The sequence below is a fragment of the Polyangium sp. 15x6 genome (genome assembly GCF_029960785.1).
Classification (GTDB): domain Bacteria; phylum Myxococcota_A; class Polyangia; order Polyangiales; family Polyangiaceae; genus Polyangium.
In genome coordinates, this window is the sequence record NZ_JASBQE010000014.1 from 8,949 (window position 1) to 28,658 (window position 19,710).

A 19,710-nucleotide genomic window follows, 5' to 3' on the forward strand; every position below is an offset into this window, starting at 1 on the left:
TCATGCCGTCTGCCCCGTGAAATCGCGAGGGGCCGCCGACCCGGCGCGGCGCGAGGCCGCGAGAACTTCCCAGACCATCCCGGGCGATACGAGCCCGGCCGGTGAACGCAGGAGATGGGTGATCTCGAGGGTCGTCCTGGCAACCATCTCCGACACCTGCCCAGCCCCCATCACGCGTCGCATGTAAGCGCCCAGGAGCTTCGTGGCGAAATTCGAGCCCGAGGTGCCCTTCAGCCCCTTCGTCTGCGGGAGCGTGAGATCGCCCCCGGTGGCCATCTGCCATAACATCGCAATGGGCTTCGCCGCGCGACGGTAAAATGCCTGAACGAACGCGGCGTCGGTCGCCGGGACACGCCCGAGCGTCGCTGCGAGGGCCTCCGACTGGAGGACCGCAGACGTCATTCCCTGTCCGTAGACGGGATTCAGGCTGCAAATGGAGTCCCCGAAGAGCAGGAAGCCGTCAGGGGTGTTCTTCATCCGATCCACGCGGCGCCATTGGCTCGACGGCACCCGGTGGAAGACGATGTCGCCGAGCGACTCGGACTCCGAGATCACGTCGGCAATGACGGGCGAAGGGAGGCTGCGCGCGAAATCGAGGAACCCCTGCTCATCGGCGGGCGGATGGTCCCCGTGGTATCCGACGAGCGTCACGATCCACCGCGGTCCCTCCATCGGCGATGCGACGCCGAGGCGCTGCGGCGGATCGGTACCCACCATCGCGAGCCGAAAATCGCGGCGAGCGTCTTCCACCCTGCGGACCACACGGCTCGCATACCCCACGTCGACCGTGACCTCCTCGGCGTCCGGCGTCTCGAAGCCGAGCTCCGGCAGCCAGCGGACGGCGCGAGACGCGCGGCCCGTGGCATCGACGATCAGATCGGCCTCGACGAGGGAGCCGTCCTCGACCTTCACGCCCACGATGCGTCCGCCGCGCTTGCTCAAGCCGACAGCCGTCGTCCGCGGCCGGATGCTCACGCCCGGCAGGGAAGCGACGCGCCGGCGGACGTGATGTTCGAGCAATGCCCGCGAGCAGGTGGGTATGTCGAACGATGATTCGCAGCGAATGCGCGGGGCCCCGCCGACGAACGCATACCCGTCGCGGCCATGGTTCACGAGCACGGCGCCGTCTTCGAGCAACGCGGCGCCGAGCCCGGGGAACCATCCTTCGAGCGTGCGCTGCCCGAGGCCGAGCATGGTATGATAATGACGCGCCTGGGGGACGCCGCGTCGATCGTCGGGGGTCTCGGGGATCTCGTCGCGATCGAGCACGACGACCTCGTCGAAATGCTTCGCGAGCGCCCTCGCCGCACAGAGCCCGCCCATGCTCGCGCCGATGACGACCGCCCGCTGGCGGCCCGATGCTGCTGCATTCATCATGCTGACCTCGTGAATGACATGGTCGTCGCGATCCACTGGTCGATGACCCTCGCGGTATCGCTCACATTGTCCGAGAGCATCGTAGCATGATCACCAGGTACGACCACGACGTCATGCGGGAGCCGCCAGGTGGCGCGCCACTCCTCCTCGACCGCGGCGCTCTGCGGCGCCTTCGCGTCGAGAATCCCCGGCAAGGGCTCGGCGACGCGCACGACCAGGGTCGGCGCGGAGATCGGCGAAGGCGCCCACGCCGCGAAGAGATCGAAATACCATATCATCGTCGCGAGCTCGTTCGCGGTGCGCGGGTCGATCTCCATGCCGGCCGCCCATACGCGACCGAGCGCTCGTTTGAATCGCGGTGTCACCTCGTGGATCAGGTACGTATCCAGCAAAACGACCCCGGCAGGAGAGATGCCTCGACGCTCGAGCTCGCTGGCGACCGCGTGCGCGACCCATCCGCCGGAGGAACACGCGATCAGGACGAACGGGTGGCCATCGACGCAGCGAAGGACGTTCTCGACGTGCGCGTCGATGACGGAGGCAGCGGTGCGCGGCAGAGGTTCGCCGAGCGCGAAGCCTGGGTGCGGTAAGACCCAAATATCGCGGTCGTCGCGGAGGTGCGTCGCGAAGCGAGCATACTGGATCGGGCCCGTCGGGGCCGCGAGGGACGGGAGGCAGACGAAGACGGGCGGTTTGCCCCCGTGCCCGAGGCGCACAGGGCTCGGGGCATCGATCCGGCCACTCGACGACGGCTCGATCCTGCGGCTGATACCGAGCCGGGACGCGACATCCAAGATCTCCCACGCCCGATCGGCCTCGCCCATTGCATACGCCTGCGCGAAGAGCGAGAACAGGGAGGTCTCCAGGTCGACGCCAGTCGACACGTCGCGCCCCGCGCGTCCGTCGTCGCTCGATTGCGCGGCGCCCCGCGCCGCGTCGATCCGATCCACGAGCACCGTTGCCAGCTTGTCGACCGTGGGCGCATCGAAGAGCAGCGTGGCGGGGAGCGGGATGCCGATACGCGCGCCGAGCCGCTGCCGGATCTCGACGGCCATCAAGGAGTTGAGCCCGAGCTCGAGGAAGGGCCTTTGCAATGGGATGTCACCGGGCGATCCAAGGCCGAGCCGGTCGGCGACCTCCTCGCGCACCATTTCGACGATCGCCGCCCTGCGCTCGGCCATCGGGAGCTTTTCGAGTTTTTCCCGGAGGAGCGAAGACGTCTGGACCGAATGGCTCGCGCGCGGCCGGACGAGGCTCCGCAGGATCGCGGGGACGGGTTCCTGCGAGCGTTCGAGCGTCATGCGGAGCCGCACGGGATCGAGCGCCATCGGCACCGAGAAGACATCACCACGGGCGAGCGCGGTCTCGAGCAGGCGAATGCCCTGATCCATCGACAGCGCGCCCATACCCAGGTTTGCCATCCGCTCGACGTCTGCCCTGTCGAGGTGGGAGGTCATCCCGGTCTTCGCTCCCCAGTAACCGAACGCGAGCGACGTCGCAGGGAAACCACGCGCGCGACCGTGGTGCGCGAGCGCGTCGAGAAAGACGTTGGCTGCGGCATAGTTGCTCTGCCCCGGCCCCCCGAGTGTCCCCGCGACGGACGAAAACATCACGAAGCAGCGGAGATCGAGGCCCTGCGCGAGCCGATAGAGATTCCATGCCCCGGCGATCTTGGGGGCCATCACCCGGGCGAGGCGCTCGGGGGTCACCGTGCGCAAGACGCCATCGTCGAGCACGCCGGCGCAATGAAAGATGCCACGAAGGGGCAGCGCCGCGGGCATTGCATCGAGCAGCCTGCGGGCCGCGTCTTCGTCTGCTACGTCGCAAGCGGCGACGGTCACGGTCGCGCCGAGCGCTTCGAGCTCCGCTTTGACCTCCCGAGCAGCCTCGGTTTCCACGCCGCGGCGCGAGACCAGGACGAGGTGCGAAGCCCCCTTCTCGGCGAGCCAGCGAGCCGTCAATCGCCCGAGGCCCCCGAGGCCACCGGTGACGAGGAAGGAGCCCTCGAAGGAAAGCTCGCTACCGGGCGCCGACGAATTCGATTCCGCTCGAACGAGCCTGGGGACGAGCACGCGCCCACGACGGAGGGCCACATCCGGCTCGTCCTCCCGAAAGAGCACCTCGACGAGGGCGTCGCCGTCGACGCCCGAGGGGTCGATATCCACGATACGCAGTCCGAGCTCGGGGTGCTCGTTGCGCGCGCTGCGGGCGAGCCCCCACAAGGGCGATTGCCCTAGCGCAGGCACGTCTTCCCTGCTCTCCGTCGCAATCGCGCCTCTCGTGACCCAGACGAGGCGCGCGGGCCGACGCTCGTTCGACACGAGCGCCTGCAACTCCGTGAGCGCCTCCGTGGAGAGCGCCATGGTCCGCTCGAAGAGCCCATCCCCTTCGCTCGGCGACGAAGGCCAGACGCGGAGAATCCCATCGAAGCCGGCGAGCGCGTCGAGGCTGGCCTCCTCGACCCTCACGCCTCGACGTTCGAGCGCACGCTTCACGTCGGTCGCGAGGGCACCGCCGTCCGAAATCCATGCGAAGCGCCCGAGCGAGCCGCCCGCGCGCCGCGGCAATTCCTGCCATGTGACGGTGTAGTCGTGTCGCTCCGCCCCACTCGCGCGACGCAGCGAGGCTTCGTCGGCCCGCTTGAGGCGAAGCCCGCGGAGCTCGCCCGCGAAAATGCCTCGTTCGTCGTAGAGCGTGACATCCGCGCGGTGCACCTCGTCATTCTCCTTGACGCGCGTGACGCGGGCCCAGAGCGCCGTGTGCCCTTTTTGCCAGATCTCCATCCCCTCGATCCAGAATGGCAAGTAGAGCCCGTCCTGGACCTCGCCTTGCCAGAGCCCGAGGGCGTGGAGCACACCATCGAGCAGCGCAGGATGGATGATATGGCTCTTCGCCTCAGCGTGCCACGAAGTGTCGAGCGAGACGTTCACCCATCGCACGACGCCGTCGTCACCTCGGTCCTCGGTGAACGAGGCGCGCAGCGTCTGGAATCCAGGACCATATTCGAGTCCGTGCCGCCGCAATGCCTCGTAGTACCCGGCGAGCGGCTCTTGCACCGCGCCCTCCGGGGGGAGCTTCCACAATGCGGGCGGCGCCGCCTTCTCTTTCCCCGGCGGCTCGAACGCCGCCTCTGCATGCAAGACCCAGGAGAGCTGCTCCGCCTCGCGCCCGACGGGCGTGCTGTGGACGAGCACCCGGCGCGCGCCGCCGATGCCCGATGGGACGACGCTGACTTGCAGGCGGACTTCGCCGCGATCCGGCAAGACGAGCGGCGTATGCACGAGCCCTTCGGTGAGGCTCGGATGCCCGGCGCCGCCTATCGCCTCGATCGCCGCCTCCATGAGCTCGAACAGCGCGACCGCGGGCAGCAGCGTGCGGTCGAGCACGACGTGGTCCCGGCACCAGGCCGGATCGTGGCGCGAGAGCGTCGTGTCGAAGAGCCACGCGCCGCTGTCCGCGGCTAGCCGGCCCGCCCCGAGCAAGGGGTGCTCGCTGCGGATCCAGCCCGCCGCCGCGCGCTTCTTCGTCGGCTCAATCCAGTATCGTTCCTGCTGAAACGAATACGTGGGCAGCGGGACGCGACGGCCCTTCGGCAATACACGATCGTATTTCAGCGGCAGCCCCCGCGCGTGGAGTTCGCCCCAGGAGAGGAGCATTCGCCTCGTGCCACCCTCGCCCTTGCGGAGAGACCCGACGACCGCGCCCGGTCGCCCCGATTCCTCCACGGCGGCGTGCAAGGTCAACGTCAGCGTGGGGACGGGGCTCATCTCCACGAAGAACTGATGCCCGTCTTCGAGCAGCGCTCTCGCACCGTCGGCGAAGCGTACGGTTTGCCGTACGTTCCTGTACCAGTAGTCGGGGCCGAGCTCGGCGCCGTCGACGGGCCGACCGGCGACCGTCGAATAGAACCGCACGGTCGACGAGCGCGGCGTGATGCCCGCGAGCCGATCGACGAGCGCGCCGCGGAGAGCCTCGACCTGCGTGCCGTGCGTGGCGATGGATTCGCCCACGCGCCGCGCGAAGATATTCGCGTCGCGCAGCTCGCGCAAGAAACGGTCGAGGGCCTCGGACTTGCCGGAGACGACGGTCGATCGCGCGCTGTTGATGGCCGCGATGGCGATTTCGTCCCCGAAGCGGCGCACGCGTTCCTCGAGCTCTGCGGCGGAGAGCTCCACGGCGGCCATGGCGCCCTGCCCCGCGAGCGGCAGGAGCGCGCGGCTGCGCAGCGCGATCACCCGGGACGCGTCCTCCAGGGAGAGCGCGCCGGCGACACACGCCGCCGCAATCTCCCCCTGGCTGTGGCCAATGACCGCGTCGGGCTCGACGCCCATGGAGCGCCATACCGCCGCGAGGGCGACCATCATGGAGAACAACACCGGTTGCACCACGTCGATCCGCTGCATGGATGGCGCGCCTGCATCCCCGCGGAGGACCTCGCGCAAGGACCAATCCACGTGCCGTGACAGGGCTGCCTCGCACGCATCGATCTGCTCGCGAAAGACGGTCGAGGTGGCGAGGAGCTCCCGGGCCATCTCGGCCCACTGCGAGCCCTGACCGGGAAAAACGAACGCGACCTTCCCGGAGACGTCGGCGTCGCCCGTGACGACCTCCGGGGAATGCCTCCCTTGCGCGAGCGATTCCAGGGCCGAAAGGAGCGCTTCGCGCTCGGTCGCGACGACCACCGCGCGGCGTTCGAATTGCGTCCGCGTGGTGGCCAGCGCGTACGAGAGGTCCGGAAGGTCGATCTCCGGGTGCACGAGGAGGTGCACGCGCAGCCGGTCCGCCTGGGCGCGCAGTGCCGATTCGGTCTTCGCCGAGACGAGGAACGGTAGCCACTCCGGCCGCGGAGCGGGCGCTCCCACGGCCTCGTCGCGCGCTGCGGGCGCTGCCTCGAGGATGACGTGCGCATTCGTGCCGCTCAGGCCAAACGACGAGATGGCTGCGCGGCGGGGACGGCCCTTTTCGTGCCACGGCACCGGCGACGTGAGGAGGCGGATCGCGCCGGAGGACCAATCCACGTGGGGCGAGGGCGACGCGGCATGGAGGGTCGCCGGCAGCACACCATGTTGCATGGCAAGCACCATCTTGACGAGGCCCGCGACGCCCGCAGCGGCCTGGGTATGGCCGAAGTTCGATTTGATGCTCCCGAGCCACAAGGGGTTCTCGTGGGAATGAGCTCGACCGTAGGTGGCGAGGAGCGCCTGGGCCTCGATGGGATCCCCGAGCTTGGTCCCCGTCCCGTGCGCCTCCACGACGTCGATGTCCCCGGGAAGAAGCCCCGCATGGCCGAGCGCCTTTCGGATCACGATCTGCTGCGCGGGACCATTCGGTGCGGTGAGCCCCTGACTCCTCCCGTCCTGGTTCAGCGCCGAGCCGCGCACGATGGCGAGCACGGGGTGCCCATTGCGCCGCGCATCGGAGAGCCGTTCGAGCAGGAGCATTCCGATGCCCTCACCCCACCCGGCGCCATCGGCCGCCGACGAGAACGGCTTGCACCGGCCATCCCGCGCAAGCACGCGCTGGCGGCTGAACTCGGTGAAGCTCGTCGGCGTCGCCATGATGGTCACGCCGCCTGCGAGGGCGAGCGCGCAATCGCCATTACGAAGCGCCTGGCAGGCCACATGAACCGCCGTGAGGGACGAGCTGCACGCCGTATCGACGGTGACGGCCGGTCCCTGGAGGCCCAGGGTGTACGAAACCCGCCCCGAGGCAATGCTGCCGCCCGTCCCCGTGGCGACCTGGCCATCGAAGGCGTCGGGCGATTGCAAGAGGTTCGCCCCGTAATCCTGGAACATGATGCCGACGAAGACGCCGGTCGTGCTGCCTTGCAAGGAGGCCGGGACGATTCCGGCATGTTCGAGGGTCTCCCAGCAGACCTCGAGCAGGAGCCGCTGCTGCGGATCCGTTGCGGCAGCTTCGCGTGGACCAATGCCAAAAAACGCGGCGTCGAACCGATCCGCGTCGTGGACGAACCCCCCCTCGCGCACGTAGCTCTTTCCGCGGGCGTCGGGGTCCGGATCGTAGAGTTCCTCGACGTTCCAGCCGCGGTTCATCGGGAACGCGGAGATCGCGTCCGTCCCCGAGGCGAGCAGCCGCCAGAGGTCCTCGGGACTCCGGACGCCGCCGGGAAAACGGCAGCCCATGCCGACGATCGCGATGGGCTCGTTCGCCGCCGACGCGAGCTCTCGATTCTGCTGGCGCAGGCGCTCGACTTCCTTCAACGCCGTACGAAGCGCGTCGACGAGTTTGTCAGGGGAGGAGCTCATTCGTCGTTCGTCCCTTCATCCATGGCAGGCGCCGCGATCCCGAGCGCCAGCTCGATCAGCTCTTCGGCCGACATCCCGTCGATCGCTTCGGTCTCGGAGCGACCGGACGCTCCGGCGGCCTCGGTCGGGGGCCCGGCGGCGAGGTTCAGCAGCGCATCGAGGAGCCCTGCCTCGCGAAGTCGTTCGAGCGGAATCGAAGCGACCCGGCGGCGCACCTCTTCGTCCGCGAGCGACGGCGTCGCGACGGCGGGGGCGTCGTCGCCGAGGAGCTCGCCGCGCAAAAGCCGGACGAGAGCGGCAGGGCTCGGATGATCGAAGAGGAGCGTGGCCGGTAGCCGCAGCCCGGTCGCGGCGCCGAGGCGATTTCGCAGCTCGACCGCCATCAGAGAATCCATTCCGAGCTCCTGGAGGGGTCGATTCGGCTCGACGGCGTGGCTCGGGCTGCCGAGCACGTGTCCTGCCTCTTTGCGGACGAGGTCGAGGAGGACACGCTCGCGTTCAGCCTCCGGGAGCGGAGCGAGGCGCTGCCGGAGCGACGCGGAGACCGACGAAGCGGCCGGCGCCGGCGGGCGCGCCTCCGTACGCACGAGGCCCCGCAGGACGGCAGGGATCGCCTCGGCGCGGGCGCCGCCTGCCACCCCGATGTCGAGGCGCACCGGGACGAGCAGCGGTTCGCCACGGCCGAGGGCCGCGTCGAAGAGGGCGCATCCCTCATCGGCCGAGAGGAGCGAAAGGCCATGCCGCGAAAGACGCGCGCGATCGGCGTCGGTCATGCCCGCGGCCATGCCGCCGTCCGCCCACGGCCCCCAGGCGAGCGAGAGGGCATGTCGCCCCCGCGCCCGCCGCTGCGCCGCGAGCGCGTCGAGGAACGTATTGGCCGCGGCGTAGCTGGCCTGCCCTGCGTTGCCGAGGAGGCCGCTCAGGGACGAGAAGAGGACAAACGCCGCGAGATCATGGCCCCGCGTGCCCTCGTCGAGCGCGAGCGCGGCGTCGACCTTCGGCCAGAGCACCTCGCTCACGCGGCGAGGGTCGAGCGACGAAAAGACGCCGTCGTCGAGCACGCCAGCCGTGTGAATGACCGCGGTGAGGGGGTGCTCCTCGGGGATGCTGTCGAGGAGCACGGCGAGGGCATTCCGATCGGCGACATCACACGCTGCAACCGTGACGCTCGCGCCCGCGGCACGTAAGGCGGCGCAAAGCTCGTCGACGCCAGGCGCCTCGGGGCCGCGACGCGAGGCGAGGACGAGGTGACGAACCCCATACCGAGAGACGAGATGCCGGGCGACGAGGCCGCCGAGCGCGCCCGTACCTCCGCTGACGAGCACGGTGCCGTCCGGCGGGAAGATCACGGCTGGCGGGTCCGAAGTGGGTCGCGTTCGGGCGATACGCGGCACACGGAGGGTCCCGCCGCGAAGGGCGACCTGCGGCTCGCCGCTGGCGAGCGCGGCGGGCAGGGCGCGCCAAGAGGGCTGCTCGTCGTCGACGTCGACGAGCAGCAAAGCTCGTTCGGCGTGCTCCGTCTGTGCGACGCGGACGAGCCCCCAGAGGGGTGCGTGCACGAGATCGGCGACGTCCTCGCCGGTACGCGTTGCAATGGCGCTCCGGGTGAGGACGACGATGCGACAATCTTGCAGGCGCCGATCGGCGAGCGCCTTCTGGAGGAGCACGAGCGTCCGGTTCGTCTCTGCATGCACGAGGGACGCCGCGTCGCCGGACGTCGCCGGGAGCGTCATGGGGAGCACGAGGACGTCGGGCGCGCCGTCGCCCCGTTCGAGCGAGGCCTCCAGCGAAGCGACGTCGGCGTGCCATTGCAGCCTGTCGAAGGCGAGCGCCAGCCGGGCAGAGACGGCGTCCGCGGCGTCGCCGATCACGGCCACGGCGCCCGTGCGAGCCCCTGGGAGCGAGGCGGCATCGCCGAGCTCGCTCCACGTCACATCGTAGAGGTCTCGGCGATCGGAATCGGCGAGGAACCGCTCCGCCGGCGCGCGTCGGGTGGCGAATCCATCGACATGGGCGACGGGGCGGCCCTCTTCGTCCCAGAACGTGAGATCGGACCGCGTGATCTCCGTCGACGCGGACGGCGCCGTCCCCAGAGCGTGCTCGACCCAGGCGGCGGGCCGCTGATCACCATACCAGACGAGCCGTTCCACGGAGAATGGCAATCGTGGGACGTCTTCTTTTGCCGGTCCGTCCGAGGCCGCGCCGCCGAGGCCGCCGCTCCAGAGACCGAGGCCGAACGCATTGTCGAGCGCGCCGCCCGGCAGGGGGCTGTCGCCGAGCGCCGTGTCCTCGGGGGAGACGAGCTTGCCGAGCGCCGCCGCCTTCCGCACGGCGACGATTTTTTCGAGCCACCACCACCGCGCGCGCCATTGGAGCTGCGTGGCTCGCAGCGCGACGCCGAGCTCGGACAGCGGCCCCGGCGTCGGCCCCACGGGCGGAGGCGTGAACGGGGCCCGACGCGGCGCCTCGTGGTGGTGGAGCCCGCGGAGGAGGGCGGTCACGTGCGTCGTCCAGCCACCGTCGCTCCGGGTGGAGAGCGTGACGGAGAAACCGACCTCGCCCTCGAGCGGCGTGAGGTGAACGTGCAACGTGACGTGGTCGGTGACGTCGGCGAACGTCAAGACCTTGAGGAAATGGACGTCGCAGAGCTCGATGGGTCGGTCCGGGAAATGCGACGCGCCGATCGCGAGGAGGACGGACGGATAAAACGCGCCTGCGATGACGATGCGATCGTAGACGAGGTGTCCGTCGAGGTACGGCTGGACGCCCGGCCCGATTTCGACGGTGTGGAGAATGGATCCGTCGGGGAGATCCATCCGGGCACCGGCGAGGCGATACCGTCCAGCGGGCACACCTCCGGGCATCGCCGGTCGCTGGGGGACGTCGATCCAGTGCCGCTCTCGCTGGAAGGCATACGTGGGCAGCGCGACGCGGCGCGGACGGGCATCCGCGAAGAACGCGGACCAATCGACGCGGTGCCCCCGGGCGCAGAGCCCCGCGAGTGCCGACGTCAGGCTCTCGGGCTCGGGGACGTCCTTGCGCAGGACGGGGAAAAACGCGGCGTCACGCTCGTCGAGCAAGCACGCGGGGCCGAGGCCGCTGAGCACACCCCTCGGGCCGAGCTCGACGTACGTGGTGACGTGGTCCGCCGCGAGGGTCTGCATGCCATCACGAAAGCGCACCGCGCGTCGCGCATGCTCGACCCAGTATCGCACCGAGCAGAGCTCCTCCACGGTCGCGTGTTTGCCCGAGAGGTTCGAGACGATCGGAATGCAGGGCGCGTGGAACGTCACCCCCGAAACGACGCGGCGGAACGCGTCGAGCATCCCGTCCATGCGCGGTGAGTGGAATGCGTGCGAGACCTGAAGTTTCGTCGCCTTCCGCCCGAGCGCGCGGGCCACGTCGGCGACGGCGAGCACGGCGTCCTCGTCGCCCGCGACGACGGTGGCCTCCGGACCATTCAGGGCGGCGATCTCGGCCCGACCTTCGAGGCCGGCGAGCCACGCCTTCGCCTCCTCCTCGGTCGCGCGCAAGGAGACCATCGCGCCGCCCAGAGGCAAAGCTTGCATCAGCCTGCCGCGCGCGGCGACGACGGTACAGGCGTCTTCGAGCGACAGGACACCGGCGACGTGCGCAGCCACGAGCTCCCCGATCGAATGCCCCAAGAGCACGTCCGGCTCGACCCCGAAGGACTCGAACAGCCGGTACAACGCGACCTCCAGGGCGAAGAGCGCGGGCTGGGCATACATCGTCGCGTCGAGCAGGCGCGAGGTCGCGGAGTTTTCTTCGGCGAACAGCACCTCTCGCAGGGGAACGTCGAGCGTCCCGTCGAAATGGGCGCACGCAGCGTCGAGGGCGTCGCGATACACGGAATACGTCGCGTATAGCGTCCGCCCCATCCCCGGCTGCTGACTGCCTTGGCCCGTGAACAAGAAGGCGAGTTTGCCCCCACGGTCCTCTCCCCCGATCGTCGCGCAGGAAGGCGTCTCTCCCCGTCCCACGGCGCCGAGTGCGTCGAGGAGGACAGCACGATCCTCCGCGACGATCGCTGCGCGGTATTCGTGGAGCGTCCGCGTCGTCGCCATCGAGAAGGCCACGTCGGCGAGCTCGACCTCGGGCTTCGCTACGAGGTGCGCCAAGAGCTGCGCCGCCTGAGCGCGCAATGCGGCCGGCGTCCTGCCAGAAACGAGGAACGGCAGCCACTGCGGGGCACTCGGTCGAGGCGCGTCCGCGGCCCGCGCGTCGGCTCTGGGCGGCTCTTCCAGGATGACGTGCGCGTTCGTCCCGCTCAAGCCGAAGGCGGAGACGCCCGCACGGCGCACGTGCCCGCCGTCGGATCGAGCCCAGGGAACCGATTCGTCGACCACACGAACCGGCAGGGCGTCCCAGTCGATGTGCGGGTTGCGCGGCGTCGTGTGCAGCGTGGCCGGCAGCGCATCGTGTCCGAACGAGGCGATGATCTTCGCTACGCCCGCGAGGCCAGCGGCAGCCTCCAGGTGACCCATGCTGGTCTTGACGGCCCCGAGAAGCAACGGGCGCGCAAGCCCCCGTCCCGGACCATACACCGCGGCGAGCGCCTGCACTTCGATGGGATCGCCGAGCGAGGTACCCGTGCCGTGGCATTCGATCACGTCGACCTCGCCGGGCGAGAGGCGCGCGTCCTCCAGCGCGGCGCGCAGCACCTTCTGCTGCGAGGTCCCGTTCGGCGCGGTGATGCCGCTGCTCGCGCCGTCGTGATTGACGGCGCTGCCGCGGACGATGGCGAGGATCTCGCGACCACGCGCGAGCGCGTCGTCGAGGCGTTCGAGCGCGAGAACGACGACGCCTTCGCCCCGGCCATATCCATCCGCCTCCGCGGAGAACGTCTTCGACCGGCCGTCCTTCGCGAGCGCGCGCGTGCGCGATAGCAGGACGAACGCCTCGGGAGCCGCCATCACCTGCACGCCGCCCGCGAGCGCGAGGTCACACTCCCCTCGCCGCAACGACTGGCACGCGAGGTGAAGAGCGACGAGCGACGACGAGCAAGCCGTGTCGAGCGACAATGCGGGCCCTTGCAGCCCGAGGGTGAACGCGACCCGCCCCGCGGCAAACGAGGCGTGCGTGCCGAGGACCGCGTACGCCTCGCCCTCCTGGGCCGCGGCGTGGAGGACGTTGTAATCGCTCGGGCCGATCCCGACGAAGACCCCGGTCTGGGAGTCCTTCAACGCGGAGGGGACCGTGCCGGCGCTCTCCAGCGCCTCCCACGCGGCCTCCAAGAGCAGCCGATGCTGCGGATCGATGTTCTTTGCTTCGCGCGGGCTGATACCGAAGAAGGCCGCGTCGAAGAGGTCCACCTGGTCGAGGAACGCCGCCTCGCGGACGTAACTCTTGCCCTTCGCGTCGGGATCGGGATCGTAGAGCGCATCCATGTCCCACCGGGCCTTCGGGACGGGCCCCACGGCGTCCGCACCTCGCGAGAGGAAGCGGAAGTAGCTCGGGAGATCCACGACGCCCCCGGGCAAACGCAGCCCGATGCCGACGATCGCAATGGGCGCGCCCTCGGCAGACGTTCCCGCCTGCCCGCTGCCCGTAGGCTCGGTCGAACCGACCGGCGGCGCGAGAAGGCCGAGCAGGTAGGTCGCGACGCCTTCGGGGGATGGGTGGTCGAACGTCAACGTCGCCGGCAAACGCGCGCCGGTGGCTTGCTGGAGTCGACCGCGTAGCTCCACGCTCGTGAGCGAATCCAGCCCGAGGTCCATGAACCCCGTGCGCGCGTCGAGCCGGGATGCATCGGGATGACCCAGGACGGCCGCCGTTTCGCCGAGCACGAGGCCCACCAAGCGCGGCGCGCGGTCCTTCTCCGCGAGCGCACGGAGCTCGAGGGCAAACGCGGACGGCGAGCCGTCCGGCCGCCGGTCCGTCCGGGCGCCTTCGAGAGCCGCGCGCGCTTCTGGAAGATCGCCGAGGAGCGGGCGCGCCCTCGCCGCGGCGAACGACGGGGCAAACAGGGCCCAGTCGACGTCCGCCACGATGGCGGCGATGTCCTCCCCCACCAGCACGCGCTCCAGGGCCGAGAGGGCCCTCGCAGGCGCCATCGCGCGGAGCCCACGGCGGCGCAGGAACTCCGCGGCGCCCGGCTCGGAGGCCATGCCACTCCCGGCCCACGGGCCCCACGCCACGGACAGGCCGGGGAGGCCCTGGCCGCGGCGGTGTTCGACGAGCGCGTCGAGGAAAGCGTTCGCGGCCCCGTAAGCGCCCTGGTTCCCGCTCCCCCACACCCCGGCGATCGAGGAGAACAGCACGAAAGCATCGAGCGGCGTTCCCGAGAGCGCCTCGTGGAGATGCCACGCGCCCGCCGCCTTGCCCGAGACCACCTCCGCAAGATCCTCTGCGCTCGTCTGCATGAGCGGCTTCTGCTCGAGGACGCCCGCGGCGTGGAAGACCGCTCTGAGGGGAGGTGCCGTGGTTCGAAGACGCTCGCAGAGCGCCGCGACGGCGGCTCGATCGGACGTGTCGCACGAAAGGATCGTCACCCGCGCGCCGAACGCCGTGAGCTCCGCCTCGAGCTCCAGCGCCCCCGGCGTTTGGCTTCCTCGACGGCTCGTCAACACCAGGTGCGTGGCGCCCTTCCCCGCCAGCCAGCGTGCGACCTCGGCGCCGAGCGCGCCCGTGCCTCCGGTGATCAGGATCGTCCCCTCGGGCACGAAGGCGCGGCGGGCGGCGGCCCCATCCTCCTCCTCCACGCGCGCGAGCCGACGCACGTAAATGCCCGTCGCGCGCACCGCGAGCTCGGTCTCCGCGCCGATGCCGGAGAGCGCCAGCCCAAGGCGCTGCCGTCCCCGGTCGTCGAGCGCGAACGGCACGTCGATGAGCCCACCCCAGCGCTCCGGATGCTCCAGCGCCGCGACGCGCCCGAGACCCCACACGAGTGATGGCATCGGACGCCGCAGCGGATCCGACCGACCGATGCTCACCGAGCCGCTCGTCACCACCCAGAGCGGCGCCTCGACGCCGGCGTCCCCGAGGGCCTGCAACAAGCCGAGCATCCGCGTCGCGCCTCGCAGGAGGACAGGCTCGCCCTCCGGCGAACCCTCCTCCTCGGCGAGAAGCAAGACGACCCCTCGCGGAGATCGCGCGTCCGTCAGGGCCTCGCGGAGCTGCGCGCCGATTCGACCTCGACCCTCGTCGGTCCTCGACAAACCGAGGGAGACGACGCGCGCGCCCGTCTCCACGAGTGCGGCGCGTATCGCGGTATGCAGCGCGCTCCCGACGCCGGCGGCATCGACCACGACCAGCCACGGCCCGTCCGCGGGGCGCGCGTCATGGTGCTCGAGCGGCCGCCAGACGACGCGATAACGAAGCGCCGCGAGGCTCGATTGCTCCTGCTGCGCCTTCCGCCACCTCGCGAGCACCGGCATCGCCGCGCCGAGTGCCGCGCGATGGGGCTCGTCTGCGACGTCGAGCATGGCCGTGAGGGTGGGCAGATCCTCGCGCTCGACCGCCGCCCAGAGGCCTGCCTCGGCCGCCGACGTGGCGCTCGTGGCCGTGGCGCCATCGCCGCGGGGCTTGGCGCCATCCAGCCAGCAGCGCTCCATCTGGAAGGCGTACGTCGGCAGCGCCACGCGTCGCGGGCCGAACGGCGCGAAAAACGCGCGCCAATCGACCGCGACGCCATTCGCATGGAGACCTCCGAGCGCCGCCACGACCGCCGCTACCTCGGGGGTCTCCTTGCGCAGCACGGGGAAAAACGCCGCGCCGCCGTCCCCGGACAGGCACGCCGGTCCGAGCGCGCTCAGCGTTCCCCGGGGGCCGAGCTCGAGGTACGCCCGGACCCCGCCCTCGGCGAGGCAACGCATGCCGTCGTGCCAGCGGACGGCGCTCCGCACGTGCCGGACCCAGTACTCCGTGGACTGGATCTCCTCGGCGGTCGCGCGTTTGCCCGTGAGGTTCGAGACGATCGGGATGCGAGGCTGATCGCGCCGCACGCCCTCCACGACGCGCCGGAAGGCGTCCAGCATCCCCTCCATGCGCGGCGAGTGGAACGCATGCGAGACCGCAAGCCGCGTCGCCCTGCGCCCGTGCGTGCGTGCATGTTCGGCCACGGCGAGGACCGCATCCTCGTCCCCGGCGACGACGGTGGCCTCCGGACCGTTCAGCGCCGCGATGTCCACACGACCCGCCTGCGACGCGAGCCAGCCGCGCGCCTCTTCCTCGCTCGCCTGCAAGGCGACCATCGCGCCGCCTTCGGGCAGCTCGCCCATGAGCCTGGCCCTGGCCGCGACGACGGTGCAGGCATCCTCGAGCGTGAAGACGCCCGCGACATGGGCCGCGACGAGCTCGCCGATCGAATGACCCATGAGCACGTCCGGCGTGACGCCGAAGGACGCGACGAGCCGATACAGCGCGACTTCCAGCGCGAACAGGGCCGGCTGTGTGTAGGTCGTCCGATCGAGCAGGCTGGCCTCGGGCGTGCCCTCCTGAGCGAACAGGACATCGCGCAGCGGGCGATCGAGGAGTTTGTCGAAGTGCGCGCACGCAGCGTCGAGGGCCTCACGAAAGACGGGGTACGTTTCGTAGAGCTCGCGCCCCATTCGCGGGTGCTGGCTGCCCTGCCCCGTGAAGAGCATCGCGAGCTCGGCCCGCGCGCGCCCCTCTCCGAGCGTGACACCCGGCGGGTTTTCCCCCCGCGCCATCGCGGCCAGCGCGCCCCGCAGGCCGGCTCGATCCTCCGCGACGACGGCCGCCCGCCTGTCGAGGTGGGCCCTGCTCGTGGCCAGCGAGAAAGCGACGTCCACGAGCCCGACTTCGGGTTCTTCTTCGAGGCGCGTGGAGAGCTGCTTCGCCTGCGCACGAAGCGCGTCCGTCGTTTTTCCGGACACGACGAAGGGCAGCCACCGCGTCTCCGCGGCACGGGGCGCCGCGGAGACGCGGGGCTCCTCGGCAGGCGCCTCCTCGAGAATGACGTGCGCGTTCGTCCCGCTCAACCCGAACGCCGATACGGCGGCGCGGCGCACGTGCCCCGCCTCGGACCGCGGCCAGGGTACGAGCGTGTCGACCACGCGGACCGGGAGAGCGTCCCATTCGATGTGCGGGTTGCGCGGGTTCGTGTGCAGGGTGGGCGGCAGCGCTTCGTGCCGCAAGGAGGCGAGGATCTTCGCCACGCTCGCCAGACCCGCGGCCGATTCGAGGTGGCCGATGTTCGTCTTGACCGCGCCGACGAGGATCGGGCGCTCCGGCCCCCTGCCCTGGCCATACACCGCGGAGAGGGCCTGCACCTCGATCGGATCCCCGAGCGACGTGCCCGTGCCATGGCATTCGACGACGTCGACGTCGGTGGGGTCGACGCGGGCATCGTCGAGAGCCGCCCGCAACACCTTCTGCTGCGAGGTCCCGTTCGGCGCCGTGATCCCGCTGCTCGCCCCATCGTGGTTCACGGCGCTGCCGCGCACCACCGCGAGGATCGTGCGTCCCGCCGCCCGAGCATCGCCGAGGCGCTCGAGCGCCAGCACGACCACGCCCTCGCCGCGGCCATAACCGTCCGCTCGCGCCGAGAACGTCTTCGAGCGTCCATCCGCGGCGATCGCCCGCGTGCGAGACAGGAGCACGAACGCGTCGGGCGCGGCCATCACCTGCACGCCGCCCACGAGCGCGAGATCGCACTCTCTTCGGCGCAAGGATTGACAAGCGAGGTGGAGCGCCACCAGGGACGACGAACAGGCCGTATCCAGCGACAAAGCCGGGCCCTGCAGCCCGAGCGTGAACGCGATCCGGCCGGCGGCGAAGGACATGTGTGTCCCGGTGACGACGTGCGCGTCGGCCGATTGCTCCGAGCTACGCACGAGGTCGTAATCGCTCGGCCCGATGCCGATGAAGACGCCGGTCTTCGAATCCTCGAGCCCGTGCGGATCGATGCCGGCGTCCTCCAGCGCCTGCCACGCCGCGTGGAGCAAGAGCCGGTGCTGCGGGTCGATGTTCTTCGCCTCGCGCGGGCTGATCCCGAAGAACGCGGGGTCGAACAGGTCCACACGATCGAGGAACGCTCCCTCCCGGACGTAACTCTTGCCCGCGGCGGCCGGATCCGGGTCGTAATGTGCCTCTGCGTCCCAGCGGTCTACGGGGATCGGCCCGATGGCATCCCCGCCGGAGGACAGAAACCGAAAGAAACTCGCGAGGTCGTCGCCCCCGCCCGGGAGCTGCATTCCGATGCCGACGATGGCCAAGGGCTCGTCGAGCTCCGCCCTGGCCGCGTGCGTGCGCGGTCGATCCGCGGTCGCGTCGCTCGATCGTCCGAGCGCTGGGGCAAGGCGATCGAGCAAGAACCGCGCGACGCGCGCGGGGGTTGGATGGTCGAACGCCAGCGTCGCCGGCAGGGCGAGGCCGGTCGCGCGCTGAAGCGCCTGGCGGAGCTCGACCGCGAGGAGCGAGTCCAGGCCGATCTCCATGAAGCCCGCATGTTCGTCGATCCGTGATGTGTCCGTGTGACCGAGGACCCGCGCGGTCTCGACGACCGAGAGCCGGACGAGGCGCCGGAGCCGCTCGGGCTCGGGGAGCGGGCGGAGCTCCGGAAGAAGGCCGAGCTCGTGGCTCCCGGGCGTCGGGGCGTCGAGGGCCGCCCGCGCCTCGACCAGGTCGTCGAAGAACGGCTGCGCGCGTACCGCGGAGAAAGCGGGAAGAAGGCGAGACCAGTCGACGTCGGCGACGGTGACGGTCGCCTCCTCCCCGGAGAGCACCTGCTCGAGGGCCGCAATCGCGACGGGCGGCGCGAGCCCACGCAGCCCACGGCTGCGAAGGCGCTCCTGCTCGACGGTAGCCCCCGCCATGCCGCTCCCCGCCCAGGGTCCCCAGGCAATGGACGTTCCAGACAAACCACGGGCGCGCCGCTGCTCGATCAGCGCGTCGAGGAACGCGTTTGCCCCCGCATATGCCCCCTGGTTCCCACTCCCCCACACGCCGGCGATGGAGGAGAAGGCGATGAACGCATCGAGGGGCGCCGCGGACAGGAGCTCGGAGAGGTGCAAGGCCCCGGCCGCCTTGCTCGTGAGCACCTCGGCAAGCTCCGCGGCGCTCATGGCGTCGAGCGCCGTCTGATGAACGACGCCCGCGGCATGAAACACGGCGCGAATGGGCTGCCCCGCTGCGTCGAGCCCCTCGATCAGCGCGCGCACCGCATCGCGGTCGGCCGTGTCGCAGGCGGCGAGGGTCACACGGGCGCCGAGCGCGACGAGCGCGGATTCGAGCGCCTCCGCCCCGGGCGCCTCGCGCCCACGACGGCTGACGAGCACGAGGTGCTCGGCTCCCTTGCTGGCCAGCCACCGAGCGACGGCGCCGCCGAGCGCGCCCGTGCCCCCGGTGATCAGGATCGTCCCCTTCGGCTGGAAGGGCCCACGCGCCGCGGTCGTCGGCTCGGGGGCGCGCGCGAGGCGGCGCACGTACAGGCCGCTTTGCCGCACCGCGAGCTGGTCCTCCGCGCCGAGCCCGCCCAAAGCCGCGCGCAAATGCGCTCGCGCTCGTTCGTCGAGAGGCCCCGAAACGTCGATGAGCCCACCCCAGCGCTCGGAATGCTCGAGCGCCGCCACGCGCCCGAGGCCCCAGCAAAGCGAGAGATGCAGGCGCAGCAAAGGATCGGACGGGCCGATGCTCACGGCGCCGCTCGTCACGACCCAGAGCGGCGCGCCGAGGCCGACGTCGCCGAGCGCCTGAAGCAAGGCGAGCGTCCGCGCCGCCCCACGGATGTACGCGCCCCCGCCACTCGGCGACGGCGCGTCTTCGTCGAGGAGCAAGACGATTCCCCGCGGCGAGGCGACGTCCGCGAGGGCTTCGCGGAGCGTCGATGCGATACGTTCTCGTGCGTCCTCGTGCTCGACCAGGAGGACGGAGGCGACGTGCGCGCCCCCCTCCGTGAGCGCCGCCTCCGTCGCGGCTCCGAGGTCCGTTTGCCCGCTGCCGTGGACGAGCAGCCACGTGCCGTCGATGGAGCGGGTCTCGTGGATATCGATGGGCTTCCAGGCGACCCGATAACGGAGCGCGCCTTCCGCGCGGTGCTCTGCTGCGGGTCGAGGGGCGTCGATCCAGAAGCGCTCGCGCTGGA

3 protein-coding genes (1 of these 3 cut by a window edge) are annotated in these 19,710 nt (G+C 70.7%); all 3 read right to left on the bottom strand.

Annotated elements, in window-relative coordinates:
• Tightly spaced (each overlapping or abutting the next), the 3 genes in view from QHF83_RS13005 to QHF83_RS13015 form a layout consistent with a single transcriptional unit that may run on beyond the window.
• Complete coding sequence (locus QHF83_RS13005) at positions 1 to 1,413, bottom strand: hypothetical protein (protein WP_282418122.1); 1,413 nt, start codon at positions 1,411 to 1,413, stop codon at positions 1 to 3.
• Positions 1,374 to 7,643: a type I polyketide synthase gene (locus tag QHF83_RS13010; RefSeq protein WP_282418123.1), complete on the bottom strand. Its 6,270-nt coding sequence runs from the start codon at positions 7,641 to 7,643 to the stop codon at positions 1,374 to 1,376. The genes QHF83_RS13005 and QHF83_RS13010 overlap by 40 nt, the downstream gene beginning before the upstream one ends.
• Positions 7,640 to 19,710 carry the 3' portion of a type I polyketide synthase gene (locus tag QHF83_RS13015; protein ID WP_282418124.1) on the bottom strand. 2,731 nt of this gene lie beyond the right edge of the window, so only the last 12,071 of its 14,802 coding nucleotides appear in the window; its start codon lies off the right edge, out of view; its stop codon occupies positions 7,640 to 7,642. Before QHF83_RS13015 ends, QHF83_RS13010 begins: the two co-directional genes overlap by 4 nt.

Bases quoted from the DNA above. Each gene is read 5' to 3' on its own strand.
- QHF83_RS13010 (WP_282418123.1), bottom strand. From the start codon at position 7,643: ATGAGCTCCTCCCCTGACAAACTCGTCGACGCGCTTCGTACGGCGTTG.